This is a genomic window from Streptomyces xanthii, from assembly GCF_014621695.1.
Classification (GTDB): domain Bacteria; phylum Actinomycetota; class Actinomycetes; order Streptomycetales; family Streptomycetaceae; genus Streptomyces; species Streptomyces xanthii.
On sequence record NZ_CP061281.1, the window covers coordinates 2247441 to 2272801 of the forward strand.

A 25361-nucleotide genomic window follows, 5' to 3' on the forward strand; every position below is an offset into this window, starting at 1 on the left:
CGGCCCGGTCAGAGTCCGGCCACCGGCTGCTGCTGGGTGATGCAGTGGATGCCGCCGCCCGCCGCGAAGATCGTGCGGGCGTCGACCAGGGTGACGGTGCGCTCGGGGAAGAGCCGGCGGAAGATCGCCGCGGCCTCCTCGTCGTTCGGGTCGTCGAAGCCGCAGAGCACGACGCCGCCGTTGCACAGGTAGTGGTTGATGTACGAGTAGTCGACCCAGCCGCCGTCCTCGGGGTCGGTGAGCACGGTCGGGGCCGGGACCTCGACGATCTCCAGGGTGCGGCCCTGGGCGTCGGTCTGCCCGCGCAGCGCCTCAAGGATCTCCTTGCTCACCTCGAAGTCGGGGTGGGCGGGGTCGCGCTGGGTGTGCACGAGGACGACGCCGGGGGCGGCGAACGCGGCGACGATGTCGACGTGGCCGCGGGTGCCGAACTCGCCGTAGTCGGCGGTGAGTCCGCGCGGCAGCCAGATCGCCTTCGTCGTGCCGAGCCGGGCGTGGACCTCGGCCTCGACGCGCTCCTTGGTCCAGCCCTGGTTGCGGTCCGGGTCGAGCTGGACGGTCTCGGTCAGCAGGACCGTGCCCTCGCCGTCGACGTGGATGCCGCCGCCCTCGTTGACCATCGCCGTGGAGTGGACGGGGACGCCGGTGAGGTCGGCGATGTGCCGGGCGACCTTGGAGTCGTGCTCCCAGCGGGCCCAGTCCTGGGCGCCCCAGCCGTTGAACGTCCAGTCCACGGCGGCCAGTTCGCCGGTCTCGGTGTCCTTGACGAAGGTCGGGCCTATGTCGCGCATCCAGGCGTCGTCGAGTTCCCGCTCCACCAACTCGATGTCCCCACCGAGCAGTTCGCGGGCTTCGTCGAGCTGACCGGGGCCGACGACGACGGTGACCGGCTCGTGGCGGCGCACCGCGCGGGCGACACGGGCCCAGGCGACGCAGGCCTCGGCCAGCCCGGTGTCGTCGGCGAAGGTCGGGTTGGGGCTCGGCCAGGCCATCCAGGTCCGCTCGTGCGGGGCCCACTCGGGCGGCATCACAAAGGTCATGGCGGGTCCTCAGAGGAAGTAGAGACGGTTCAGGGAGACGGAGTCGGCGGGCTCGGAGCGGATCGGCTCGCCGTCGAGGCTGACGAGGCCGGTGCGCTGATCGACGTCGACGGCGCCGGTGCGGGTGTTGAAGCGGAGGTCGGCGGGGCCGATGCCGCGGGTGTTGCGTACCGCGACGCGGCGCCTGCGGGTCGGCATGGTGTCGTGGCCCTGGTCGAGCGCGGCCTGCGCGACGAACGCCACGGAGATCTCGGCCGGGGTCGCGCCGTGCGCGCCGAACTGCGGGCCGAGGACGAGCGGTTCACAGGTGTCGGTCGCCGCGTTCGGGTCGCCGACGACGCCGTAGGCGGGGAAGCCGGACTTCAGCACGAGCTGCGGCTTGGCGCCGAAGAACTCGGGGCGCCACAGCACGATGTCGGCCATCTTGCCGACTTCCAGGGAGCCGATCTCGTGCGAGAGGCCGTGCGCGATGGCGGGGTTGATGGTCAGCTTCGCCATGTAGCGCAGCACGCGCTCGTTGTCGTGGCCGACGCCCGGGTCGCCCAGCTCGGCCTTCATCTTGCCCGCCATGGCGAACGTACGACGGACGGTCTCGCCGGCGCGGCCCATGCCCTGCGCGTCGGAGGACGTGATGCCGATGGCGCCCAGGTCGTGGAGCACGTCCTCGGCGCCCATCGTGCCCGCGCGGATGCGGTCGCGGGCCATGGCGGCGTCGCCGGGCAGGTCGGGCTTGAGGTCGTGGACGGAGACGATCATGCCGTAGTGCTCGGCGACGGCGTCCCGGCCGAAGGGCAGGGTCGGGTTGGTGGAGGACCCGATGACGTTCGGGACACCGGCCATCTTCAGGACGTTCGGCACGTGGCCGCCGCCGCAGCCCTCGATGTGGAAGGCGTGGATGGTGCGGCCTTCGAGCACCTTGAGGGTGTCCTCGACGGACAGGCACTCGTTCAGACCGTCGCTGTGCAGGGCGACCTGGACGTCGTGCTCCTCGGCGACGCGCAGCGCGGTGTCCAGGGCGCGGGTGTGGGCGCCCATGTCCTCGTGGACCTTGAAGCCCAGGGCGCCGCCCTCGGCGAGCGCCTCGACCAGCGGGGCCTCGTGCGAGGACGAACCGCGACCCAGGAAGCCGATGTTGACGGGCCAGGCGTCGAAGGCGGAGAAGGCGTGCTTGAGCGCCCACGGCGAGTTGACGCCGACGCCCCAGACGGGGCCGAACTCCTGGCCGATGATCGTCGTGACGCCGGAGGCGAGCGAGGCCTCCATGATGCGCGGGGACAGCAGGTGGACGTGGGTGTCGACGGCTCCGGCGGTGGCGATGAGGCCCTCGCCGGAGACGATCGTGGTGCCGGTGCCGACGACGACGTCGACCCCGTCGAGCGTGTCCGGGTTGCCGGCGCGGCCGATCGCGTGGATGCGGCCCTCGCGGATGCCGATGGACACCTTGCGGATGCCGAGCGCGGCGTCGATCACCACGACGTTGCTGATCACGATGTCGCAGGTGTCGCGGACGGCGGCGGCCTTCAGGTGGAGTCCGTCGCGGGCCGTCTTGCCGAAGCCGGCCAGGAACTCGTCGCCGTAGGCCTGTGAGTCGGACTCGACACGGATGGTGAGGCCCGAGTCGCCGAGGCGGATGCGGTCGCCGGCGCGGGGGCCGTGGGTCGCCGCGTACTCGTGCGGGGTGAGGCGCCGGGCCTCGGCGGGGTGTCCTCCGGGGCGGCTCATCGGGCGGCCTCCTCGTCGCTGGTGGTGTCGGGTACGCCGAGATAGCCGCAGGCGGCGGCGCGGCGCAGCGCCTCCTCGCGGGCGCCGGGGGCGTCGAGCGGGCCGTCGACGAGTCCGGCGAAGCCGATGGCGACGCGGGCGCCGCCGATCGGGACGAGGCCGACCTCGCCGCTCTCGCCGGGGCCGAAGCGGACGGAGGAGCCGGCCGGCACGGCGAGCCGCATGCCGTACGCGGCGGCGCGGTCGAAGCGGAGGCGGGGGTTGGCCTCGAAGAAGTGGAAGTGCGAGGTGACCGAGACGGGCACGGACGCGGTGTTGGTGACCGTGAGGGTCAGCTCCGGGGCCGGGTCGGAGTGCTCGGGGCCGGGGAGGAGGGCGCCCGGGGCGTCCTCGCCGATGCCGCCGCCGATCGGGTCGCTGACGACGGCCAGGCGGGAGCCGTCGTCGAAGACGGCCTCCACGTGGACCTCCGTGACGACGTCGGCGACGCCGGGCAGTACGTCGTCGGGGCCGAGGACGGAGCGGGCCGCCTCGATGGCCTCGGCGAGCCGGCGGCCGTCGCGGGCCGCCTCGCAGACGGTGTCCGCGATCAGGGCGGTCGCCTCCGGCACGTTCAGCCGCAGGCCGCGGGACTTTCTGGCCCGGGCGAGTTCGGCGGCGCCGAAGAGGAGGAGGCGGTCGCGTTCTGTGGGGGTCAGTCGCAAGGGGGCGCTCCGTTCGGGTTTAGAGCACCACTCTAACGCTGGCCGCTGGGAACGGATAGAGGGGGCGGGTGTGTCGTGCGGCTCGATTTGAGTTCTGCTCTATAGGGGTTCGTCGGCGAGTGCGGGCCGGTGGGGCTTCTCGCGCAGTTCCCCGCGCCCCTGAAAGGCTGCGGCTTCGCCGCGCCTTCCCCAGATGAAAGGCACCCCGCACCTTGATCGGGGAAATGCGGCGCGCAGCGCCTGCATTTCAGGGGCGCGGGGAACTGCGCGACCAGCCCCCACCCACCCGCAGGCCGGAAACGACAAAGGGCCGCACCCCCCGTGCGGGGAGTACGGCCCAGGGCAACCAACGACGGGTCAGCCCAGCTTGTGCATCCAGCCGTGCTGGTCCGCCGTCTTGCCGCGCTGGATGTCCAGCAGCGCCTCACGGAGCCGCATCGTGACCTCGCCCGCCTCACCACCGGACTGGGTCCACTCGGCACTGGCCCGCTTCACCGTGCCGACCGGCGTGATGACCGCGGCCGTACCGCACGCGAAGACCTCGGTGAGGGCGCCGGACTCGGTGTCGGCCTGCCACTGGTCGATCGAGACGCGGCCCTCCTCCGACTCGTAGCCGAGGTCGCGGGCGACCTGGAGCAGGGAGTCGCGGGTGACACCGGCGAGCAGCGAGCCGGTCAGGGTGGGGGTGACGATCTTGTTGCCGTACACGAAGTACAGGTTCATGCCGCCGAGCTCCTCGACCCACTTGTGCTCGACGGCGTCGAGGTAGGCGACCTGGTCGCAGCCCTTGGCCGCGGCCTCGGCCTGCGCGAGCAGGGACGCCGCGTAGTTGCCGCCGGTCTTGGCGTCGCCGACGCCGCCGGGGACGGCGCGGACGCGGTCCTCGGAGAGCCAGATGGAGACGGGCTTGACGCCGCCGGAGAAGTACGCGCCGGCCGGCGAGGCGATGACGATGAACAGGTACTCGTTGCCCGGCTTCACGCCGAGCCCGACCTCGGTCGCGATCATGAACGGGCGCAGGTAGAGGGACTCCTCGCCGCCGTGCGCCGGGACCCAGTCACGGTCCTGCTGGACGAGCGCGTCGCAGGCCTCGACGAAGGTCTCGACGGGCAGCTCCGGCATGCCGAGGCGCCAGGCGGAGTGCTGGAAGCGCTTGGCGTTCATGTCGGGGCGGAACGTGGCGACGGTGCCGTCGGGCTGGCGGTAGGCCTTGAGGCCCTCGAAGATCTCCTGGGCGTAGTGCAGGACGTTCGTCGCGGGGTCGAGGGAGAGCGGGCCGTAGGGCACGAGCTGCCCGTCGTGCCAGCCGCGACCCTCGGTCCACTTGATGGTGACCATGTGGTCGGTGAAGTGGCGGCCGAATCCCGGGTTGGCCAGGATCGCCTCGCGCTCCGCGGCGGACAGCGGGGTCGAGGAGGGCTTGAGCTCGATCGTGGGCGTCGTCATGATGCGTGTCCTTCACCGTTGGTTGTGACGGACCGCGCTCACGCCTGCACTGCTTGTACTAGGACGTCCGAGCATTCACGTACACCGCGGCCCGCGTTCGATTATCGCGCGCGGAGGGGTGTGCTCGGAACGGGGCCTGCGAGTGCGGGCGCGGAGCGGCCCGGGGCTGATGGTCGCACCCGGGGCCGTGATACGAGAAGCCGCCGGGCGCGGAAGGCGACCCGGCGGCTTCTCTTACGTGGTGGAGCGCCGGGTCAGCCGGCTACTCGCGCGGCGAGCGCGTCGCCGATCTGCTCGGTAGAGCGAACGGAGTCGCCGCGCTCGCCGAGGTCGGCGGAGACGGCGGTCTCGATGCGCTCGGCCTCGGACTCGTAGCCGAGGTGACGCAGGAGGAGCGCGACGGACAGGACGGTGGCCGTGGGGTCGGCCTTGCCCTGGCCGGCGATGTCCGGGGCCGAGCCGTGGACGGGCTCGAACATGGACGGGAACTCACGGCTCGGGTTGATGTTCCCGGAGGCCGCGACGCCGATGCCGCCGGAGACGGCCGCGGCGAGGTCGGTGATGATGTCACCGAAGAGGTTGTCGGTGACGATCACGTCGAAGCGGGCCGGGTCGGTGACGAGGTAGATCGTCGCGGCGTCGACGTGGATGTAGTCGGTGGTGACCTCGGGGAACTCCTGCGCCACCTTGTTGAAGACGTTCGTCCACAGGTGGCCCGCGAAGGTCAGCACGTTGTTCTTGTGGACCAGCGTGAGCTTCTTGCGGGGGCGGGCCTGGGCGCGGGCGAAGGCGTCCCGGACCACGCGCTCGACACCGAAGGCGGTGTTGACGGAGACCTCGGTGGCGACCTCGTGCTCGGTGCCCTTGCGGATCGTGCCGCCGTTGCCCGTGTACGGGCCCTCGGTGCCCTCGCGGACGACGACGAAGTCGATCTCCGGCTGGCCCGCGAGCGGGGTGGAGACGCCGGGGAGCAGCTTCGACGGGCGCAGGTTCACGTGGTGGTCGAAGGCGAAGCGGAGCTTGAGCAGGAAGCCGCGCTCCAGGACGCCGGACGGCACGCTCGGGTCGCCGATGGCGCCGAGCAGGATGGCGTCGTGCTTCTTGAGGGAGTCGAGGTCGGCCTCGGTGAGGGTCTCACCGGTCGCGTGGTAGCGCTTGGCGCCGAAGTCGTACTCCTCGGTCTCCAGCTTCACATCCTGCGGGAGGACGGCGGAGAGGACCTTGAGTCCCTGGGCCACGACCTCCTGGCCGATGCCGTCACCGGGGATCACTGCGAGATTGATGCTGCGAGACATGGTCCGACCGTACTCCGGGTCCCATGGAATGACACACCCTGTCCACGATGCGGACAGTCCCGGAGGGCCGGAGCGACCCCCTCCGCGACCCGGCACCCACCGGTCGTCCGCTGTTCACCCAGGGGTCCGTCAGGCGTGGGGTGCCGCTGGGAAGTTCACCCGTATGGACACTCCCGACGTCGGCATCCCCGAGCCGCTCGCGCGCCGGATGAGCATGCCGGAGCAGCACGCGTATCTGCGCGAGCGGCTGGGCAGGCGGCGCGTGCTCGCCGGGGCGGCGGCCGCGGCCTCCGGCGCGGTGCTGCTCGGTGACGGTGCGACGGGTCCGGCGCTCGCGGCGCCCCGCCCGGCCGCCGCCGCGGTACGGGTCGACGGGGCGCTGGTGGCCCCGTTCGGCCGGCATCTCGCGTTCGGCGCCGATCCGCGCACGCAGATGCGGATCTCCTGGCAGGTGCCGTTCGCGGTGCGGCGGCCGTTCGTGCGGGTGGGCCTCAGGCCGTGGGAGCTGAGCCACCGCATCGAGGCGGAGGTGCGGGCGCTGCACACGCCGGCCCTCTCGAAGAAGCTCCCTGCGGTGGAGCAGCTGTATCTGCACGCGGCGCTCGACGGGCTGCGCCCCGGCACGACGTACTACTACGGCGTCGGCCACGACGGGTTCGACCCGGCGTCGGCGGAGCGCCTGGGCACCCTCGGCACCTTCCGCACGGCGCCCGCGACCCCGGCCCCGTTCGTCTTCACGGCCTTCGGCGACCAGGGCGTCGGCTACGACGCGCTCGGCAACGACCAGCTGATCCTGGGCCAGGGTCCGGCGTTCCACCTGCACGCGGGCGACCTCTGCTACGCGGACGACACCGGGCACGGCAAGGAGACGGACACGTACGACGCGCGCGTGTGGGACCAGTTCCTCGCGCAGACGGAGACCGTCGCGAAGTCGGTGCCATGGATGGTGACGACCGGCAACCACGACATGGAGGCCTGGTACTCGCCGAACGGCTACGGCGGGCAGAGCGCCCGCTGGACGCTGCCGGACAACGGCCCGGACCCGCGCGAGGCGCCCGGCGTCTACTCGTTCGTGTACGGGAACGTGGGCGTGGTCGCCCTGGACGCGAACGACGTCTCGTACGAGATCCCGGCCAACCGGGGCTGCACGGACGGGAAGCAGACGGCCTGGCTCGACCGGCGGCTGAAGGAGCTGCGGGCGCGCGCGGACGTGGAGTTCGTCGTGGTGTTCTTCCACCACTGCGCCTACTCGACGTCGCGGCACGCCTCGGACGGCGGGGTCCGCGACGCGTGGGTGCCGCTGTTCGACAAACACCGGGTCGACCTGGTGATCAACGGGCACAACCACGTCTACGAGCGCACCGACGCCCTCAGGGGCGGCGAGGTCGGCAAGCCGGTGCCGGTCGGCACGTCGACGGATCCGACGCGCGACGGCATCGTGTACGTCACCGCGGGCGGCGCCGGCAAGGACCTCTACGGTTTCGGGCCCGGCGTCCCGGACAGTCACGAAGGCCGGGTGCGGGACCGCGACGCGGTCACGACCTTCCACTGGACCAGGTCGCGTGAGCCCTCACCCGAGACCGTGGGCTGGTCCCGGGTGCGCTACACCGGCTACTCGTTCCTCGCGGTGGAGGTGACGCGGGGCCGGATGAAGGTCGCGGCGCTGGCCGCGGACGGCAGGCGCATCGACAGCTTCGAGGTGAGACGCGGCTCTTCCTGACGAGGTGCCGGGGCCGCTGATGAGGCGCGGGGGCTCAGTGCCCCGTCTCGCCGCCGTTGTCACGACGGTCGAGGGCGCGCTGGAGAGCGGCGGCGGCGATCTTGGCGGTCTGGCGGTCGGCTTCGGTCGACGGAGAGACGTGGCGGACTCGGCGGCGGACGGGCGTCGCAGTGGCCATGAGGGATCGACTCCTTGAGAATCCACGGAACAAGGGGGATTGGATTTCGAGGCGCCGGAAGGGGCGGGGAACGGGAGCGTCAGGGGTTGCCTGATCCGGTGCTCCGGCTCTCTACCGCCCTCGCCAGGTAAGCGAGACGTTCGGCTTCTACAAAGCTAGGACAGGACTCCGTTTCTGTCTCCACAATTACTCGGACTTCCTACTATCTGAGACGGGCGGCGCCTCACCTGTCCCGCGAGAGCACTCTGAGCTCACGGATCAACGCCCGTACCGGCCCGGTCCCGGCCAGTTCGGCGGTGGTGACGTAGCCCACGGAGCGCACCGGGCGGTCCGGTCCGAGGTCGGTGATCCGCACCCCGTCCGGGACCCCTCCGCGCAGCGCGAGCTCCGGCATGATCGCCATGCCGATCCCGGTGCCGACCATGGAGAGCACCGTGCCGTCGTCCTCCGCGCGGACCGTGGCGCGCGGGATCCAGTCCTGGGCCGCCCACCAGTCGCGGGTGTACGAGCCGCAGTTCTCCGTCCAGTCGACGAGCGGCAGCGTGCGCGGTTCGGGGTGGGCCGCCGGGTGGACGAGGGCGTACCGCTCCTCGACGAGCGCGCCGGACACCAGCCCGGCGGGCAGCGCGGCGCTGCCGCCGAGGGTGGCGATGGCCAGGTCGGCGCGGCCCTCAGCGACCTCGCCGGCCGTGCCCGCGCCGATGTCCCGCACGACACGGACCTCCGGTTCGAGGTCCGGGTGCCTGGCCGCGAGCGCCGTGAGGGCGGGCGGCAGCAGGTGCAGGGCCGCGCTGCGGAAGGCGGCGATGCGCAGCGGGCCGCGGATCTCGCCGGGCCCGGTGCGCGCCTCTTCGGCCATGAGCGCGAGCAGGCGCAGGACGCGGCGGGCGTGGCCGACGACGCGGGCGCCGGCCTCGGTCGTGCGAGCGCCGCTGCGGCCGCGCTCGAAGAGGACCGCGCCGAGCTTGCCCTCGCTGCCGCGCACCGAGTGGGAGACGGCGGACTGGGTGAGGCCGAGCGTGGCCGCGGCGGCGCCGAAGCCGCCCTCGTCGGCGACGGCCACGAGGACGCGGAGTTCGTGCGGGGCGAGGTCGCGGGACCGGGTCACGTACGGGTTCACCTGTTCTTCCGTGCCGCGGCATTCATGCGGTTCCATGAGAGCCGCTCATGGAACCTGCCGATGTATGAGCCCAACCCCCTGCCCGGCGGGCGCATTCCTCTCCTACGGTCACGGCATGACCGAGACCGCACTCACCGTGCAGCAGATCGCCCGTCCGAACGGCCCCGCCCGCCCCGACCACTTCCGCTTCGTCGAGTCGCCCGTGCCCGACCCGGAGCCCGGCACCGCCGTCGTCGAGAACCTCTACTGGTCGGTGGACCCGTACCACCGGGAAATGATGGACGAGAACCCGTACGGCTCGTTCGAGCTGAACACGCCGCTGGAGGGCCGGACGCTCGGCCGGGTGCTCGCGTCGCGCGCGCCGGGGCTGGTCGAGGGCGCGATCGTCTTCCACCGCAAGGGCTGGCGCACGCACTCGCTCGTCCGCCCCGAGGAGGCGACGCCGGTGCCGGACTTCGCGGGGGTGCCGCTCTCCGCGCACCTGAGCATCCTCGGCGGCACCGGCCTGACCGCGTACGTCGGGCTGACGCGGATCGCGGAACTGCGGCCGGGGCAGGACGTGTTCGTGTCCGCGGCGGCGGGCGGGGTCGGCACCGCGACGGGCCGGCTCGCCCGTCTGATGGGGGCCGGGCGGATCGTGGGCAGCGCGGGCTCGGACGCGAAGGCGGCGTACCTGACCGAGCACGCCGGCTACGACGAGGTCTTCAACTACCGTACGGGCGGCCCGGTCGCGGACCAGCTGGCCAAGGCGGCGCCGGCCGGCATCGACCTGTTCGTCGACAACGTGGGCGGGGAGCACCTCGGCGCCGCGATCGGCGCGCTGCGCAGGCGCGGGCGGGTCGTGCGGATCGGCACGGTCGGGCAGTACGACACGGCGGGGCGGCCGGCGCCGGTCGCGTTCGACCACGCCGATGTGGTGGAGAAGAGCCTGCGCATCGAGGGGTTCCTCGTGGCCGACCACCGGGACGCGCAGGAGGAGTTGTACGCGTTCGCGGTGCCGCATCTGCAGAGCGGCCGGATGGGGCTCGACGAGACGGTGGTCGACGGGTTCGAGCGGATCGTCGACGCGTTCCTGGGCATGCTGCGCGGCGAGAACCTCGGGAAGATCATCGTCCGCCGCGCGGAGTGAGGCGGCCGGGGCGCGGGGTGCGTCCGGGGCGGGAGAACGCGGTACTCAGGGCGGTGGGTTGAGTACGAGGTGAGTACGCGGGCCGATCCGGGCGCGCGGGCCCGGCGGCAGAGTCGACGTCATGAACGGCCTCTACTCCCTGAAGCCCTGGTACGCGGCCCGGCTCGCCGGTGTGCGGGCCGGCTGCGCCGCGCGCGGCGTCTCGCCGGACACGCTGACCTGGGCCGGTGTGCTGAGCGGCGGTGCGGCGGGCGCGGCTCTCGCGCTGCTGCCGGCGCCGCTCGCGGCGCTGCCGGTGGCGCTGCTGCTGGCGGCGCGGCTCGCGTTCGCCAACCTGGACGGCGCGCTGGCCCGTGACACGGGCCGTACGACGCGGCGCGGAGCCCTGCTCAACGAGCTCGGCGACCGGGCCGCGGACCTCGCGGTGCTCGCCGGTTTCCTGGCGGTGGCCCCGCTGTGGCTGGTCGCGACGGCCGCTCTCGCGGCGACGCTGCCGTCCTGGGTGGCGCTCGCGGGGGCCGCGGCGGGCGCCCCGCGCCGCAACGGCGGGCCGGTCGGCAAGACGGAGCGCTGTCTGCTGGTCGTGATCGCGGCGGCGTCCGGCTGGTACGTGCCGGTGCTCGCGGTCCTGGCGGCGGGTTCGGCCGTCACGGCGCTGGTCCGGCTGCGGTGGCTGTGGCGGGAGCTGGGCGCGGCGGAGGCCGGGCGATGAGCGCCGCGTTCCTCGCCGGCGAGGTGGCGGCGCGGGCCCTTCCCGTCGTCGGCGGGGTGCTCGGCGCCGGGGGCGTGGCCGTCGCCGCGCTGCCCGCGCGGGTCCGGATGCGGGCCGAGCTGCGGCGCCGCTGGCGGACCTGGGCGCTGGCCGCGCCGTTGTTCCTGGGGGCGCTGTTCCTGGGGCGGGCCGGGGCGTGCGCGCTGGCGGCCGGGCTGGGGGTCGTCGCGGTCGCGGAGTACGCGCGGATGGCCGGGCTCGGGCGCGGTGAGCGGGGCGTGCTCGGGGTGGCGGCGGTGGCGCTCCCCGCGCTCGCGTGGGCGGCGCCGGGGGCGGACGCGCTGCGTCTGGCGGGGGTCCTGCTGCTCGCGGCGGTGGCGGTGGCGGTGCTGAAGGGGGACGCCGCCACCGGGTTCACCCGGGCGAGCCGCACGCTCTTCGGGCTCGTCTGGATCCCGGTGGCCCTCGCGGGCCTCGTCCTGCTGAGTCCGGGTACGGCGCTCGCGGTGGGCATCGCGGTCGCGTTCGGGGACGTCGGGGCGTGGTGCGGGGGCACGGCGCTGGGCCGTGTCGGGCCGCTCGCCCGTCCGTTGTCGGCGCTCTCCCCCAACAAGACGTGGGCGGGCGTGGTGGGCGCGGCCGCGGCGACGGCCGCCGCCCTGGCCGCGCTCGGCGCCTTCTCCGGCCTCCTCTGGGCGGCGGTCCTCGCGGGCGCGGTGCTCGGCGATCTGGTCGAGTCGATGGTCAAGCGCGAGGCGGGCGTGAAGGACGCGGGCACCTGGCTCCCCGGCTTCGGCGGCCTCCTGGACCGCGTCGACTCCCTTCTGTTCGCTCTGCTGTTCGTGATGGTGACGGGGGTGGCGCTGTGACCGGCGCCGAGCGCGTACGGGCCACCGCGGCGGCGTCCGGCGCCGCGGATCGTGACGGCGACGGGGGTCGCGGGATGAACGGGAACGACGAACGGGCCGGGGCCGCGCCCGGCGTGCGGGCCACCGCATCGGGCGCGGTCGGGCAGGGGCGCGGCGGCGCTCGCGCGGGGCTCCGCGCTCCTGGCGGGTTCGCCGCGCGGCTGCGACGGGGGCTGTGGCGTGGGGTGCTCACGCTCACCGGGGGCGTCGAGACGCGCGGGCGGCTGCCGCGCGGCGGGTGCGTCGTCGTCGCCAATCACACCTCGCACGCCGACACGGCCGCGCTGCTCGCCGCGCTCGACGCCCGGCACTCCCCCGCGATCGGCGCGGCGGCCGACTACTGGTTCGCCTCGCGGTACCGGGCCCGGATCTGCCGGCGGCTCGCGGCCGGGTTCCCGGTGCGGCGCTCCGGCGGCGGCATGGACGATCTGCTCGCGCACGTGCCCGCGCTGCGGGCGGGCGGCGCGGTCGTGCTGTTCCCCGAGGGGACGCGGGGCCGGGACGGGGCGCTCGGCGCGTTCCACAAGGGCGCCCTCGTGCTGGCCGAGCGCGCGGGCGTGCCCGTCGTGCCCGTGGGCATCGCCGGGACCGGGCGGCTGCTGCCCAAGCACGGCCGGCTGCGCCCGGCGCTGGTCCGGGTCCGGATCGGCGAGCCGCTGGCGCCGTCCACGACTCCGGAGGCGGCCCGCGACGCGGTGGCCGCGCTGCACGACCGTACGGTCGCCGAACCGCTCGCCGACTCCCCCGTCCGCAAGCGGATCGCCCGGGTCGCGGGGTCGCGGCGCGGCCTGGCGCTCGCCTTCGCGTGGGCCCTCGCGGAGGCGCTGAGCTGGCCGCTGATGCCGGAGCTGCTGCTCGGCGCGGTCTGCGTCGCCGTGCCGCGCCGGGCCCTGAAGCTGTCCCTGGCCGCCCTCGCGGGCAGCCTCGCCGGCGGCGTACTCGCGCTCCAACTGGGCGCGTCCGGCGTCGAGTTGCCCGCACCGCTGACGACGGACCGGATGCGCGCCGAGGTACGGCACGAACTCGCCGTGGAGGGCGCGAGCGCCGTACGCCACCAGCCCTGGAACGGCGTCCCGTTCAAGGTGTACGCGAAGGAGGCGGGGCGCGCGGACGTGCCGCCCGGCGACTTCCTCGCGGCGGCGGCCCGCGCCCGGGGCACCCGGACGCTCGCGGTCGGCCTCGCCTTCGGCGCGTTCGGCTTCCTCGCGCACCGGCACCGGCGCCGTTACGGGACGTACCTCGTGCTGCTCGGCGGCGGGTTCGCGGCGGGCCTGACGATGATCGTGAGGGGCTGGTCATAGAGGCGTCGCGGGAGCGCCGACACCCGAACGGACGAACGTGATCGCGCCAACCGTGGGCGAGAAGAGGCCGGTTCCGACGTCCTGACCACCGCGAAGCACCGACGCGTTTCGGCCACGCACGCCGGCGTGATCAGGTCCGGTGCGGGCGCACGAGACGATCAAGGGGGCGCCCGGATCACCGTGAGCGCCCCCCGCACGCCTTCGTCTTCCCGAGAGGACCCCGCATGGCCCCGGCCCAGCCCTACGACGTCGCCCTCGACCTCGGCACCCTGCGCGTGCTGCCGTCGGCCGGGCACGACGGACTCGTCCGGCCCCTGCTTCTCGCCGCCGAGCCGGGCCCCGGCCCCACGGACGTCACCGCACTGGAGCGGAGCCTCGACCACCCCACGTTCTCCTTTCTGGAGCACGCACACGGGCGGGGCTTCGACGTCTGCCTGATCGGCTACGCCGACGGGGACGGCCCCCTCGACCAGCTCTCCGGGCCGGTCCGGCAGGCCGTCGGCCACGCGCTCCGCACCCGCGCCGGCGCCGAGCCGCTGACGGTCGGCGGCGTCGGCAGGGGCGCCCTCGCCGCGCGCCACGCCCTGCTGCGGATGGAGGAGGAGGGGCTGCACCCCGAGACGCGCTTCCACTACGCGGTGAACAGCGCGGAGCCCTCCGCCGAGGAGGCCGAGTACCTGACGCGGCGCGGCAATCTGCCGAAGACGACGGAGAACGTCAAGCTGATCACCCTCTCCCCCGAGGCCGACACGGGTTCGGCCCCGCTGCTCGACCCGGCCTACGACGACGTCTACGTCACCCCGGCCCCCGGCCCCGGACCGGGCCCCCTGCTCCCGGAGGACCTGGCCACCTGCCTCCTGAACTGCCTGACCGCCCCGGCCGGCAGCCGCCTCTAGCCCTCCCCCGAGATCCGCCGCCGCAGCGCCGCGACCTCCTCCTCGCCCAGTCCCGCGCCGCGCAGATACCCTTCCGCGTCGAACCCGCGCGCCACGTCGAGCGCGGCCTCGTACGCCGTGGTCCCGGCGGCGGCGAGCCCCGCGGCCAGCTCGGGCCCGTCGTCCTCGCGCCCCCGCGCGGCGTTCATGGCGGCGACCCGCGGCACGCTCGACTCGTAGTCCTCGGCGATCTCCTCGGGGCTCGCCCCGGCCAGCGACAGCAGCACGATCGACACGATCCCGGTCCGGTCCCGCCCGGCGGAGCAGTGGAAGGCGACGCCCCCGGGCGCCGCCGAGGCCACGGCCCGCGCGACGGCCGCGATCCGCCCGGGGAACCGCTCCAGGAACGGCCGGTAGTACACGGGCGTCCCGAACTCCCAGCCGCCCCACCACCGGTCCCAGAACTCCCGGTCCTCGATCCCGTCGACCGGCACCCGCACGGTCCGTACCCCGTCCGGCCGCGCGGCCGCGTCGGCCCCGTACTCGTCGGGGTTGCGCAGGTCGACGACGGTCCGCACCCCGTGCCCCACCAGCGCCCGCCATCCGTCGGCGCTCAGCCGGTCGAGCCCGTCGGCCCGCACCAGCGCCCCGCGCGCCACACCTCCGAGCCCTCCCAGGTCCCGCACGTTGAAGCAGCCGTCCCAGTGGAGGTGGCGCGCGTCGGCCCCCGTCAGTTCCGTGGTCATGCCCGAAGTGGACCATGGAACCCGCTGTCAGTGGGAGGGGCTAGCTTCCGCTCATGGGCTTTCACATGCATCTCAAGGCGGTCGTCGTGGAGCAACCGCCCCAGGACTTCGACGCGTTGGCGGAGCTGTTCGCCGAGGCGTACGACCGGGGGTTCCCGACGGACGAGATCGAGGACCTGATCCACAAGGACTTCTTCCAGGTCGACACGCTGTGCAAGGCGGCGTCGCCGGACGAGGCGGGTGAGCTGGTGATCTTCGGCGGCGCCCCCGTGCATCCGCCGGCGGGAAGCCCCGAGCCACCGTTCGTCGTACTGGACCCCGACGGCGTACGGGCGGCCGCCGCCTTTCTCGCGTCCAGCTCGTTCGAGCGGTTGTGGGAGACCGGCGGGGCGGCGGTCGCCGAGCGGTGGGGATGGCCCGAGGACGAGATCCGTTCGGCGTTCGAGTCCCACGTCACCGGGCTGCGCGACACGTACGGCAGGGCCGCCGCGCTCGGCCTGGCCATGGCCAAGCACTTCTCGTTCTGAGGGGCCGGAAGACGGTACGACACCGCCCCCGGCCAGGGTGGGGTCCACGGCCGGGGGCGGGGGTCCGGGGACGGGCGGCGGAGGGGCCGCCCGTCCGGGGTCGGGCGTCAGCCCATGTGCGGGTACGTGTAGTCCGTCGGCGGGACCAGCGTCTCCTTGATGGCGCGGGTCAGCGTCCAGCGCATCAGGTTCTGCGGGGCGCCGGCCTTGTCGTTGGTGCCGGAGGCGCGGCCGCCGCCGAAGGGCTGCTGGCCGACGACGGCGCCGGTCGACTTGTCGTTGATGTAGAAGTTGCCCGCGGCGTAGCGGAGCTTCTCCATCGTGGCCGCCGCGGCGGCGCGGTCGTTGGCGATGACCGAACCGGTGAGCGCGTAGTCGGACACCGACTCCATCTGGTCCAGCATCTCCTCGTACTTGTCGTCCTCGTAGACGTGGACGGCGAGGAACGGGCCGAAGTACTCGGTGGTGAAGACCTCGTTGGCCGGGTCGGAGCACTCGACGACGGTCGGGCGCACGAAGTAGCCGACGGAGTCGTCGTAGGTGCCGCCCGCGACGATCGTGCAGGAGTCGTCGGCCTTGGCGCGGTCGATCGCGGCCTTGTTCTTGGCGAAGGCACGCTCGTCGATGAGGGCACCGATGAAGTTCGACAGGTCGGTGACGTCACCCATCTTGATGCCGTCGACCTCGGCCGCGAACTCCTCCTTGAAACCGGAGTTCCAGATGGAGGCCGGGACGTAGGCGCGCGAGGTGGCGGAGCACTTCTGGCCCTGGAACTCGAAGGAGCCGCGGGTCAGGGCCGTCTTGAGGACGGCGCGGTCGGCGCTCGGGTGGGCGACGACGAAGTCCTTGCCACCGGTCTCACCGACGAGCCGCGGGTAGGTGCGGTACTTGTCGATGTTCGTGCCGACCGTCTTCCACAGGTGCTGGAAGGTCTTGGTCGAGCCGGTGAAGTGGATGCCCGCGAGGTCGCGGTGGTTCAGGGCCACCTCGGAGACGGCGAGGCCGTCGCCGGTCACCAGGTTGATGACGCCCTTGGGCAGGCCCGCCTCTTCCAGGAGCTGGAGGAGGAGGACGGCCGCGTGGGTCTGCGTCGGGGACGGCTTCCAGACCACCACGTTGCCCATGAGGGCGGGGGCGGTGGGCAGGTTGCCCGCGATGGCCGTGAAGTTGAACGGCGTGATCGCGTAGACGAAGCCCTCCAGCGGGCGGTGGTCCATGCGGTTCCACACGCCGGTGGAGTTCGCCGGCGGCTGCTCGGCGAGCAGGTTGCGGGCGTAGTGGACGTTGAAGCGCCAGAAGTCGACGAGCTCGCACGGGGTGTCGATCTCGGCCTGCTGGGCGGTCTTCGACTGGCCGAGCATCGTGGAGGCGGCCAGCGTCTCGCGCCACGTCGTGGAGAGCAGCTCGGCGGCGCGCAGGATGATCGCGGCGCGGTCGTCGAAGGCCATCGCGCGCCAGGCGGGGGCGGCGGCCAGGGCGGCGTCGATCGCGTCCTGGGCGTCCTGCGTGGTGGCGTTGGCGTAGGTGCCGATGACGGCCTTGTGGTTGTGCGGCTGCACGACGTCGAAGCGCTCGCCGCCACCCATCCGACGCACACCGCCGATGGTGCAGGGCAGCTCGATCGGGTTGTCGGCCAGCTCCTTGAGCTTGGCCTCCAGGCGGGCGCGCTCCGGGGAGCCGGGGGCGTAACCGTGCACCGGCTCGTTCACCGGGGCGGGGACCTGGGTCACGGCGTCCAGGGTCATGGTTCCGTTTCTCCTTCGGGGGTTGCGGGGAGTCATCGGGAGGTTCCGGGTGGGGCGGGGGCCGGGCTCAGTTCTTGGTGAGGATCGAGCGGCCGAAGAAGAGCAGGTTGGCGGGCTTCTCGGCGAGGCGGCGCATGAAGTAGCCGTACCAGTCGGTGCCGAACGCGGTGTAGACGCGCATCCGGTGGCCCTCGGCGGCGAGCCGCAGGTGCTCGTCGCTGCGGATCCCGTACAGCATCTGGAACTCGTACTCGTCGAGCTTGCGGCCGGCGCGCCGGGCGAGCTCCTGCGCGATGGAGATGAGACGCGGGTCGTGGGACCCGATCATCGGGTACCCGTCACCCTCCATGAGGATGCGCGTGATGCGGACGTACGCCTTGTCGATCTCGGCCTTGTCCTGGTACGCGACCTCGGCGGGCTCCTTGTAGGCGCCCTTGACGATGCGGACGCGGCTGCCGGCGGCGGCCAGGCGGCGGGCGTCGTCCTCGGTGCGGAAGAGGTAGGCCTGGATGACGCAGCCGGTCTGCGGGAAGTCCTTCCGCAGCTCCTCGTGGATGGCGAACATCGAGTCGAGGGTGGTGTGGTCCTCGGCGTCCAGGGTGACGGTGGTGCCGATGGCGGCGGCGGCCTCGACGACCGGGCGGACGTTGGCGAGGGCCAGCTCGTGTCCGCCCTCCAGCGCCTGGCCGAACATGGACAGCTTCACGGACATCTCGGCCTTGGTGCCGAGGCCGAGGTCCTTGAGGCGCTCGATGAGCTCGAGGTAGGCGTCGCGGGCGGCGTAGGCCTGCTCGACGGTGGTGATGTCCTCACCGACGACGTCGAGGGTGACCTCGAGGCCCTTCGCGGCGGCGTCCTCGATCACGGGCACGACGTCGTCGACGGTCTCACCGGCGATGAACCGGTCGACGACCTGCTTGGTGCCCGGCGCCGCCGACACGAAGGAACGCATCTTGTCGCTGCGCGACGCGGCGAGGATCAAGGGAGCCAGCACGGGGCACCTCCACGGAGCATGAGTTGAGAAAGCACCGTCTCTTCCGTCGTAACGCAGCAAAGCGTGACGAAACAGGAACGGCACGGAGAACCACCGTGAAATCTAAGGATCCCTCCGATCCTGTGCCATCGACAGCTGTCACGCATCTGTGGCCGCCACCTCAGACATCTGTATGAAGGGGCGCCCGGGGTGGGTGAGAATGACGGGGTGAAGGGCGATTACCAGGAACTGGTCGACGAGATCTCGGCGCTGCTCGGCGCCCCGGCGACCCTCGAGAACCGGGACTTCCGGCTGATCGCGTTCGGTACGCAGGTCAGCGGCGACGACAGCGACTTCGACGCCTCGGCGCTGGACCCGGTCCGCACCCGCTCGATCCTCACCCGGGGCTCGACGCCCGCCGTCCGCGCCTGGTTCGAGGGCTTCGGCATCGCCCGCGCGACGGAGCCGGTCCGTATCCCGGCGACCCCGGAGGCCGGGGTCTACCGCGGCCGCATCTGCCTCCCCGTGCGCCACCGGGGCATCGTGCTCGGCTACGTGTGGCTGCTCGACGACGATCCGGGCCCGACGCCGGAGCAGCTCGACGCGGCGATGGAGGTGGCCGGCCGGATCGGCGCGGAGCTGGCCGACGAGGCGCAGGCGGGCGCCGACCTGACGCGCGAGTTCCACTCCGTGCTGACGGCGGAGCGGGGCTGGCAGCGGGACATGGCGGTGGCGGCTCTGCGTACGGCGCTGGGCTCGCGCGCGGACGGCCTGCACACGGTGGTCTGCGTGGCGCCGTGGCCCTCGGCCGACCCGGACGACGCGCCGTCGGTCCGTACGATCCCCGCCGCCGACGCCCTGTGCACCGTCCCCTGGGGCGCGACCGGCCAGTGCCTCGCCCTTCTCGTGCGGCTGCGTTCCTCGGAGGTGCTGACCCCGGCGCTGACGGCGGCGGCGAAGCTGCGGGCGCGGGCCGGCGGGGCGCAGGTCGCGGCCGGGATCGGCGCGCCGCGCACGGATCTCGCGGAGCTGGCGGCGGCCTGGCAGGAGGCGACGGCGGCGGCCCGCACGGCGCTGGCCGATCCGCGGCTCGGCCCGGACGCCCGGTGGGCGGCGATCGGCCCGTACCGGCTGCTGACCGCGCTGCCCGCGGAGACGGCGCACGACCCGGTCCTGGCTCCGCTCCTGACCCCGGCGCACCGCCAGCTGGCCCACACCGCCGAGGTCTTCCTCGACTGCGCCGGCCAGGCGGGCCGCGCGGCGGCGGCCCTCGGCATCCACCGCCAGACCCTCTACTACCGCCTCTCCCGGGTGGAGCAGCTCACCGGCCTCGACCTCGACGAGGGCGAGGACCGGCTGCTCCTCCACATGGGGCTGAAGGCCTCACGCCTGTGACGGACGGGTCCCGGCGATCAGGCGGCGCATGCCCTCGGTGAGTTCGGCGGGGGTCGGGGCGGTGTCCGGGTCGAGCATGTACTGGGCGATGAGACCGCTCATCAGACACATGTAGAGCTTGCCCAGGGTGTCGACGCTCGGGTCGTCGACGGGCGGCTCCTCGCCGCCCTGGAACATGGGGATGACGCCCCGGCCGCCCTCGCGCTGCGCCTGCGCGACGAAATCGCGCACGGCCGGCATCTTGTCGCCGATCACCACGAGCTCCATGCCCAGGTGCCAGATCGAACCGGGCTTCCCCATGGCGTCGGTGACGTTCGTCCACACTTCCTGGAAACGCTCCAGCGAACCGTCGGGCGCGGTCAGCACGCCCGCGCCGTCGAAGGCGTCGGAGTGGTCCTCCACCAGCGCGATGTAGGCCTGCGCGAGCAGCGCGTCCTTCGAGCCGTAGTGGTAGCCGATCGACGCGAGGTTGGCCCCGGACTCCTTGACGATGTCGCGCGCCGTGGTCCGCGCGAACCCCTTCTCCCGCAGGCAGCGCTTGGCGCCGTCGAGCAGATCTTCCTTGTGTCCCATGCCGGCCACCCTATCTAGACATCCGTCTACGACAACTGTACGAGACAAGCGTCATGGACATCTGTTTTATACGCCCGTCATAGACAAGCGTATAGAACGGCGCTAGCGTTCTTCCCATGACGACCAAGACCCCGCGGCGACGCGCCGCAGCCTCCCCGGCCAGTCCCTGGACCGCCTTCTCCGTCCTCCTGCTCCCGCTGCTCCTGGTCTCGATGGACGTCTCCGTCCTGTACTTCGCGATCCCCGAGATCAGCCAGGAACTGCACACCACCGCCACCCAGCAGCTGTGGATCTTCGACATCTACGGCTTCGTACTGGCCGGTCTGCTGCTCACCATGGGCTCGCTCGGCGACCGCATCGGCCGCCGCAAGCTGCTCCTCATCGGCGCCGCCGCGTTCGGCGCCGCCTCCGTCCTCGCCGCCTACGCACCCAGCGCCGAGGCCCTGATCGCGGCCCGCGCGCTGCTCGGCATCGGCGGCGCGACCCTCATGCCCTCGACGCTCGGCCTCGTCCGCTCCCTGTTCACCGACGCCGCCCAGCGCGCCAAGGCCATCGGCATCTGGTCCGGTGCGATGGCCGGCGGCATCGCCCTCGGCTCGGTCATGTCCGGGCTGCTGCTGGAGCACTTCTGGTGGGGCTCGGTCTTCCTGGTCAACGTGCCCGCGATGGTGCTGCTCCTGGTCGTCGGCCCGCTGCTCCTCCCGGAGAGCCGCGACCCCGAGGCCCCGTCCCGCTTCGACCTGCTGTCCGTCCCGCTGTCCATGGCGACCGTGCTCCCGGCCGTCTACGGACTGAAGAAGATCGCCGCCGACGGCTTCGAGCCCCGCCATCTGCTGTTCCTCGCGGCCGGCCTGGTCTTCGGCATCCTGTTCGTCCACCGCCAGCGGACCGTCCCGCACGCCATGATCAGCCGCGCCCTGTTCGCCCGGCGGACCTTCACCACGGGCATCGCGCTCAACACCCTGGTCATGTTCGCGATGATGGGCTCCGCGTTCTTCACCACGCAGTACCTGCAGTCGGTCCTCGGCCGCGCCCCGCTCGAGGCCGCCCTCTGGTCCCTCGCCCCGTCGCTGGTCATCGGCGGCTTCGCCCCGGCCGTGGCCGCCCTCGCCCAGAAGACCGAGAAGCGGTACGTGATCGGGGGCGGGTTCCTGCTCGCCGCGGCCGGGTTCGCCCTGTTGTCGCAGGCCGGGACCGACTCCCTGCTCCTCGTCCTCGCCGGCGCCGGCGTCCTCGGGTGCGGCGTGGTCTCGGTCGCCTCGATCGTCACCGACCTGGCCCTGAGCGCCACCCCGGCGGACAAGGCCGGCACGGCGGGCTCGCTCCTGGAGACCGGACAGGAGTTCGGCGGCGCGCTCGGCATGGCGGTCCTCGGCTCGGTCGGCACCGCGGCCTTCCAGGCGGGCCTGCCGGCGGGCGCCCCGCAGACCCTGGGCGAGGCGGTCGCCGTCCCCGGTCTGGCCGACGCCGCCCGCGCCGCCTTCGTGGACGGCATGGCCTGGGCCTCGTACACGGCGATCGCCGTCCTCCTCGCCGGCGCCTGCCTCGCCTTCACCCTGCTGCGGACCCGCGGCCAGGAGCCGGAGCGGGAGCAGGAGCAGGAGCCGCGGCAGGAGAGCGCCGCGGAGCCGGTCTGCTGACCCGGGCGCGAAAGCCCCGGGAAACGCCGAAGGGCGGCCGTCCCGTACGCGACACGTACGGGACGGCCGCCCTTGCGGGCTTGCCGGGACTACTCCGAGAGGTTGACCGCGCGGGCCGAGGTCGCGCCGATCTCCGAGGCCAGCTCGTTCAGCACGGCCGGGGCCACCGTGTCGTCGACGGTCAGGACGGCCAGCGCCTCGCCGCCCACGTCGGCACGGGCGACCTGCATGCCTGCGATGTTGATCCCCGCCTCGCCGAGGACGCGGCCGACGGTGCCGACGACACCCGGACGGTCCTCGTAGCGCAGGACGACCATGTGCTCGGCGAGCGCCAGGTCCACGTCGTACTCGCCGACGGCGACGATCTTCTGGAGGTGCTTCGGACCGGCCAGCGTGCCGGAGACCGCGATCTCCTGGCCGTCGCCGAGGGTGCCGCGCACCGTCACCACGTTGCGGTGGTCGGGCGACTCGGAGGAGGTCGTCAGACGGACCTCGACCCCGCGCTCCTGCGCGAACAGCGGCGCGTTCACGTACGACACCGTCTCGTCGACGACGTCCTCGAACACGCCCTTGAGCGCGGACAGTTCGAGCACCTTCACGTCGTGCTGGGTGATCTCGCCGTAGACCTCGACGTCGAGACGCGCCGCGACCTCGCCCGCCAGCGCGGTGAAGATCCGGCCGAGCTTCTCGGCGAGCGGCAGACCCGGCTTGACGTCCTCGGCGATGACACCGCCCTGCACGTTCACCGCGTCGGGCACGAGCTCGCCGGCCAGCGCCAGACGCACCGAGCGGGCCACGGCGATGCCGGCCTTCTCCTGCGCCTCGTCGGTCGAGGCGCCCAGGTGCGGGGTGCACACGACCTGGTCGAACTGGAACAGCGGGGAGTCCGTGCAGGGCTCCTTCGCGTACACGTCCAGGCCCGCGCCCGCGACGCGGCCCTCCTTCAGCGCCGAGTACAGCGCCTCCTCGTCGACGATCCCGCCCCGCGCCGCGTTCACGATGCGCACGCTCGGCTTGACCTTGTGCAGCGCCTCGTCACCGATGAGACCGAGGGTCTCCGGGGTCTTGGGCAGGTGCACGGTGATGAAGTCGGACACCTCGAGCAGCTCGTCCAGGGAGAGGACCTTGACGCCCATCTGCGCGGCCCGCGCGGGCTGCACGTACGGGTCGTAGGCGACGACCTTCATGCCGAAGGCGCTCATGCGCTGGGCGACCAGGGCGCCGATACGGCCGAGGCCGACGACACCGAGGGTCTTCTCGGCCAGCTCGACACCGGTGTACTTGCTGCGCTTCCACTCGCCGTTCTTGAGCGCCGCGTTCGCCTGCGGGATGTTGCGCGCGGTCGCGATGAGCAGGCCGCAGGCCAGCTCGGCGGCCGTCACGATGTTGGACGTCGGGGCGTTGACGACCATGACGCCGGCCTTGGTGGCGGCGGACACGTCCACGTTGTCCAGGCCGACACCGGCGCGGGCGACGACCTTGAGCTTGCGGGCGGCGGCGATGGCCTCGGCGTCCACCTTGGTGGCGGAGCGGACCAGGATCGCGTCGACGTCGGCGATGGCCGGCAGCAGCTCGGCACGGTCCGCGCCGTTGCACGTGCGGATCTCGAAGTCGGGGCCCAGGGCGTCGACGGTGGCGGGCGACAGCTCTTCAGCGATGAGTACGACGGGTTTGCCGTTGGCAGCAGTGCTCACGTGAGTCCTCACAAGTCCCAATGCGGACGGCCGTCCCGACGGCCGCAGGCGATGGAGGGGTGGGTGCATGGCCGCGTGGAAGACGCACGACGCTGTGGGCCCGACGCGAATAATTCAGCAGTGTAGTGGCGCGAGGGAGACAGTCATGCGCCTCCCTGGAAGGATCACCCGTCCGTGGCTGGACGGGATGGACAACCGTGTGGACGTCCGATGGAGAACGGGGCCGCGGCGTGTGCCGCGGCCCCGTTCCACGAAGGCTTACGCCTCTTCGTCGTTCACCCAGCTCATGAGCTTGCGCAGCTCCTTGCCGGTGGTCTCCAGGAGGTGCTTCTCGTCCTGGGTCTTGTACTCGTTGTACTTCTTCAGGCCGCCGTGGTACTCGGCCATCCACTCCTTGGCGAAGGTGCCGTCCTGGATCTCGGCGAGGACCTTCTTCATCTCGGCCTTGGTGGCGTCCGTGATGATGCGCGGGCCGGTGATGTAGTCGCCCCACTCGGCGGTCTCGGAGACCGACCAGCGCATCTTCTCCAGGCCGCCCTCGTACATGAGGTCGACGATGAGCTTCAGCTCGTGGAGGCACTCGAAGTACGCGATCTCCGGCTGGTAGCCGGCCTCGGTCAGCGTCTCGAAGCCCGCCTTGACCAGCGCGGCGGTACCACCGCACAGGACGGCCTGCTCACCGAACAGGTCGGTCTCGGTCTCCTCGGTGAAGGTCGTCTTGATGACGCCGGCGCGGGTGCCGCCGATGCCCTTCGCGTAGGAGAGGGCGAGCTCGAAGCCCTTGCCCGTGGCGTCCTGCTCGACGGCCGCGATGCAGGGGACGCCGCGACCCTCCTCGTACTGGCGGCGCACCAGGTGACCCGGGCCCTTGGGGGCGACCATGGCGACGTCCACACCGGCCGGGGGCTTGATGAAGCCGTAGCGGATGTTCAGGCCGTGGCCGAAGAACAGCGCGTCGCCGTCCTTCAGGTTGTCCTTGATGGACTCCTCGTAGACCTGGGCCTGGATCGGGTCCGGGACCAGGATCATGATGACGTCGGCCTCGGCGGCGGCCTCGGACGGCGTCACCACGCGCAGGCCCTGCTCCTCGGCCTTGGCCTTGGACTTGGAGCCCTCGTGCAGACCGACGCGGACGTCGACGCCCGAGTCGCGCAGGGACAGCGCGTGGGCGTGGCCCTGGGAGCCGTAGCCGATCACCGCGACCTTGCGGTTCTGGATGATGGACAGGTCGGCGTCGTCGTCGTAGAACAGCTCGGCCACTGGGGTTCTCCTTGGTGTGCTGGTGTTGCGTCCCACCGTACGGCGGGAGAAGGACGGGAAGTTGTCAGGTCTCGCGATGCGAGCAGCCGGGCCGCGCGCGACGGGTGCGCGCGGCCGGCGGGGTGCCTCAGGCGCTCCGGTCGAGCGCGCGCAGGCTGCGGTCGGTGATGGAGCGCGAACCGCGGCCGATGGCGATGGTGCCGGACTGGACGAGCTCCTTGATGCCGAAGGGCTCCAGCATCTTGAGCATGGCCTCCAGCTTGTCACTCGATCCGGTGGCCTCGATGGTGACGGCCTCGGGCGAGACGTCGACCGTCTTGGCGCGGAACAGCTGGACGATCTCGACGATCTGCGAGCGGGTCTCGTTGTCGGCGCGGACCTTGGCGAGGACGAGCTCGCGCGCGACGGCGGCGCCCGGCTCCAGCTCGACGATCTTCAGGACGTTGACCAGCTTGTTGAGCTGCTTGGTGACCTGCTCGAGCGGGAGGTCCTCGACGTTCACCACGATGGTGATGCGGGAGATGTCGGGGTGCTCGGTGATGCCGACGGCGAGCGAGTCGATGTTGAAGCCGCGGCGCGAGAAGAGGGCCGTGATCCGGGCCAGGACACCGGGCTTGTTCTCGACCAGGACGGAGAGCGTGTGCTTGGACATTTCGAT

The 25361-nt window shown here is 72.5% G+C and carries 23 protein-coding genes; 9 read left to right on the forward strand and 14 right to left on the reverse strand.

Features of this window, described 5'->3' with window-relative positions; translation table 11 throughout:
* Nucleotides 1–8 precede the first annotated feature (8 nt).
* The 5 genes from IAG42_RS10140 to IAG42_RS10160 form a co-directional block, all read right to left on the reverse strand.
* Entirely contained in the window at nucleotides 9–1040 is a 1032-nt protein-coding gene (locus tag IAG42_RS10140; protein ID WP_188336694.1) for an agmatine deiminase family protein, read from the reverse strand.
* A gap of 9 nt (nucleotides 1041–1049) precedes the next feature.
* Nucleotides 1050–2762, reverse strand: a complete 1713-nt coding sequence (locus tag IAG42_RS10145; protein WP_188336695.1) for an urease subunit alpha — start codon at nucleotides 2760–2762, stop codon at nucleotides 1050–1052.
* Nucleotides 2759–3466, reverse strand: a complete 708-nt coding sequence (ureA, locus tag IAG42_RS10150) for an urease subunit gamma (protein WP_188336696.1) — start codon at nucleotides 3464–3466, stop codon at nucleotides 2759–2761. Before ureA ends, IAG42_RS10145 begins: the two co-directional genes overlap by 4 nt.
* A 357-nt stretch (nucleotides 3467–3823) precedes the next feature.
* On the reverse strand, nucleotides 3824–4912 hold the full coding sequence (locus tag IAG42_RS10155) for a branched-chain amino acid aminotransferase (protein WP_188336697.1): 1089 nt from the start codon (nucleotides 4910–4912) through the stop codon (nucleotides 3824–3826).
* Between the two features lie 254 nt (nucleotides 4913–5166).
* On the reverse strand, nucleotides 5167–6207 hold the full coding sequence (locus tag IAG42_RS10160) for a 3-isopropylmalate dehydrogenase (RefSeq protein ID WP_188336698.1): 1041 nt from the start codon (nucleotides 6205–6207) through the stop codon (nucleotides 5167–5169).
* 163 nt (nucleotides 6208–6370) lie between these two features.
* Here IAG42_RS10160 and IAG42_RS10165 point away from each other — a divergent pair, with 163 nt between their 5' ends.
* Nucleotides 6371–7927, forward strand: coding sequence for a purple acid phosphatase family protein (locus IAG42_RS10165; RefSeq protein WP_188336699.1), 1557 nt, complete (start codon nucleotides 6371–6373; stop codon nucleotides 7925–7927).
* Nucleotides 7928–7961: 34 nt separating this feature from the next.
* On the opposite strand, the gene IAG42_RS10170 is transcribed toward IAG42_RS10165, so the two are convergent.
* Complete coding sequence (locus IAG42_RS10170) at nucleotides 7962–8105, reverse strand: hypothetical protein (protein ID WP_188336700.1); 144 nt, start codon at nucleotides 8103–8105, stop codon at nucleotides 7962–7964.
* 223 nt (nucleotides 8106–8328) lie between these two features.
* Nucleotides 8329–9261: a LysR family transcriptional regulator gene (locus tag IAG42_RS10175; RefSeq protein WP_188336701.1), complete on the reverse strand. Its 933-nt coding sequence runs from the start codon at nucleotides 9259–9261 to the stop codon at nucleotides 8329–8331.
* A gap of 79 nt (nucleotides 9262–9340) precedes the next feature.
* Here IAG42_RS10175 and IAG42_RS10180 point away from each other — a divergent pair, with 79 nt between their 5' ends.
* From IAG42_RS10180 to IAG42_RS10200, 5 genes are all read left to right on the forward strand, one after another.
* The gene (locus IAG42_RS10180; RefSeq protein ID WP_188336702.1) at nucleotides 9341–10354 is read left to right on the forward strand and encodes an MDR family NADP-dependent oxidoreductase; all 1014 of its coding nucleotides are present in this window, start codon (nucleotides 9341–9343) and stop codon (nucleotides 10352–10354) included.
* Nucleotides 10355–10475: 121 nt separating this feature from the next.
* Entirely contained in the window at nucleotides 10476–11066 is a 591-nt protein-coding gene (locus IAG42_RS10185; RefSeq protein ID WP_188336703.1) for a CDP-alcohol phosphatidyltransferase family protein, read from the forward strand.
* The gene (locus tag IAG42_RS10190) at nucleotides 11063–11935 is read left to right on the forward strand and encodes a phosphatidate cytidylyltransferase (RefSeq protein ID WP_188336704.1); all 873 of its coding nucleotides are present in this window, start codon (nucleotides 11063–11065) and stop codon (nucleotides 11933–11935) included. Before IAG42_RS10185 ends, IAG42_RS10190 begins: the two co-directional genes overlap by 4 nt.
* Nucleotides 11932–13275 (forward strand): lysophospholipid acyltransferase family protein, encoded by a 1344-nt coding sequence (locus IAG42_RS10195; protein ID WP_223205929.1) that lies wholly within the window; start codon nucleotides 11932–11934, stop codon nucleotides 13273–13275. The genes IAG42_RS10190 and IAG42_RS10195 overlap by 4 nt, the downstream gene beginning before the upstream one ends.
* 224 nt (nucleotides 13276–13499) lie before the next feature.
* Nucleotides 13500–14171 (forward strand): hypothetical protein, encoded by a 672-nt coding sequence (locus tag IAG42_RS10200; protein WP_188336705.1) that lies wholly within the window; start codon nucleotides 13500–13502, stop codon nucleotides 14169–14171.
* On the opposite strand, the gene IAG42_RS10205 is transcribed toward IAG42_RS10200, so the two are convergent.
* Nucleotides 14168–14896 (reverse strand): tyrosine-protein phosphatase, encoded by a 729-nt coding sequence (locus IAG42_RS10205; protein WP_188336706.1) that lies wholly within the window; start codon nucleotides 14894–14896, stop codon nucleotides 14168–14170. The two genes, IAG42_RS10200 and IAG42_RS10205, sit on opposite strands and share 4 nt — an antisense overlap.
* Nucleotides 14897–14949: 53 nt before the next feature.
* On the opposite strand from IAG42_RS10205, the gene IAG42_RS10210 reads away from it, so the two are divergent.
* Nucleotides 14950–15423 (forward strand): hypothetical protein, encoded by a 474-nt coding sequence (locus tag IAG42_RS10210; protein WP_188336707.1) that lies wholly within the window; start codon nucleotides 14950–14952, stop codon nucleotides 15421–15423.
* A gap of 107 nt (nucleotides 15424–15530) precedes the next feature.
* On the opposite strand, the gene pruA is transcribed toward IAG42_RS10210, so the two are convergent.
* Together pruA and IAG42_RS10220 are read right to left on the reverse strand one after the other, a co-directional pair.
* Nucleotides 15531–17162 carry an L-glutamate gamma-semialdehyde dehydrogenase gene (gene pruA, locus IAG42_RS10215; RefSeq protein ID WP_188341289.1) on the reverse strand — a complete coding sequence of 544 codons (1632 nt, stop codon included), beginning with the start codon at nucleotides 17160–17162 and terminating at the stop codon, nucleotides 15531–15533.
* 73 nt (nucleotides 17163–17235) lie between these two features.
* On the reverse strand, nucleotides 17236–18162 hold the full coding sequence (locus tag IAG42_RS10220) for a proline dehydrogenase family protein (RefSeq protein WP_188336708.1): 927 nt from the start codon (nucleotides 18160–18162) through the stop codon (nucleotides 17236–17238).
* A gap of 189 nt (nucleotides 18163–18351) precedes the next feature.
* Between IAG42_RS10220 and IAG42_RS10225 the strand changes: the two genes are divergently transcribed.
* Nucleotides 18352–19536: a PucR family transcriptional regulator gene (locus tag IAG42_RS10225; RefSeq protein ID WP_223205930.1), complete on the forward strand. Its 1185-nt coding sequence runs from the start codon at nucleotides 18352–18354 to the stop codon at nucleotides 19534–19536.
* Here IAG42_RS10225 and IAG42_RS10230 read toward each other — a convergent pair.
* On the reverse strand, nucleotides 19525–20109 hold the full coding sequence (locus IAG42_RS10230; RefSeq protein WP_188336709.1) for a TetR/AcrR family transcriptional regulator: 585 nt from the start codon (nucleotides 20107–20109) through the stop codon (nucleotides 19525–19527). The two genes, IAG42_RS10225 and IAG42_RS10230, sit on opposite strands and share 12 nt — an antisense overlap.
* A 116-nt stretch (nucleotides 20110–20225) precedes the next feature.
* Here IAG42_RS10230 and IAG42_RS10235 point away from each other — a divergent pair, with 116 nt between their 5' ends.
* Nucleotides 20226–21749: an MFS transporter gene (locus tag IAG42_RS10235; RefSeq protein WP_188336710.1), complete on the forward strand. Its 1524-nt coding sequence runs from the start codon at nucleotides 20226–20228 to the stop codon at nucleotides 21747–21749.
* Between the two features lie 89 nt (nucleotides 21750–21838).
* On the opposite strand, the gene serA is transcribed toward IAG42_RS10235, so the two are convergent.
* The 3 genes from serA to ilvN all read right to left on the reverse strand — a co-directional run bounded on the left by serA (nucleotide 21839) and on the right by ilvN (nucleotide 25355).
* Nucleotides 21839–23443, reverse strand: a complete 1605-nt coding sequence (gene serA / locus IAG42_RS10240; protein WP_188336711.1) for a phosphoglycerate dehydrogenase — start codon at nucleotides 23441–23443, stop codon at nucleotides 21839–21841.
* 258 nt (nucleotides 23444–23701) lie between these two features.
* On the reverse strand, nucleotides 23702–24703 hold the full coding sequence (ilvC, locus tag IAG42_RS10245; RefSeq protein WP_188336712.1) for a ketol-acid reductoisomerase: 1002 nt from the start codon (nucleotides 24701–24703) through the stop codon (nucleotides 23702–23704).
* A 127-nt stretch (nucleotides 24704–24830) separates the two neighbouring features.
* Nucleotides 24831–25355, reverse strand: a complete 525-nt coding sequence (gene ilvN / locus IAG42_RS10250) for an acetolactate synthase small subunit (protein WP_188336713.1) — start codon at nucleotides 25353–25355, stop codon at nucleotides 24831–24833.
* Nucleotides 25356–25361: the final 6 nt, after the last annotated feature.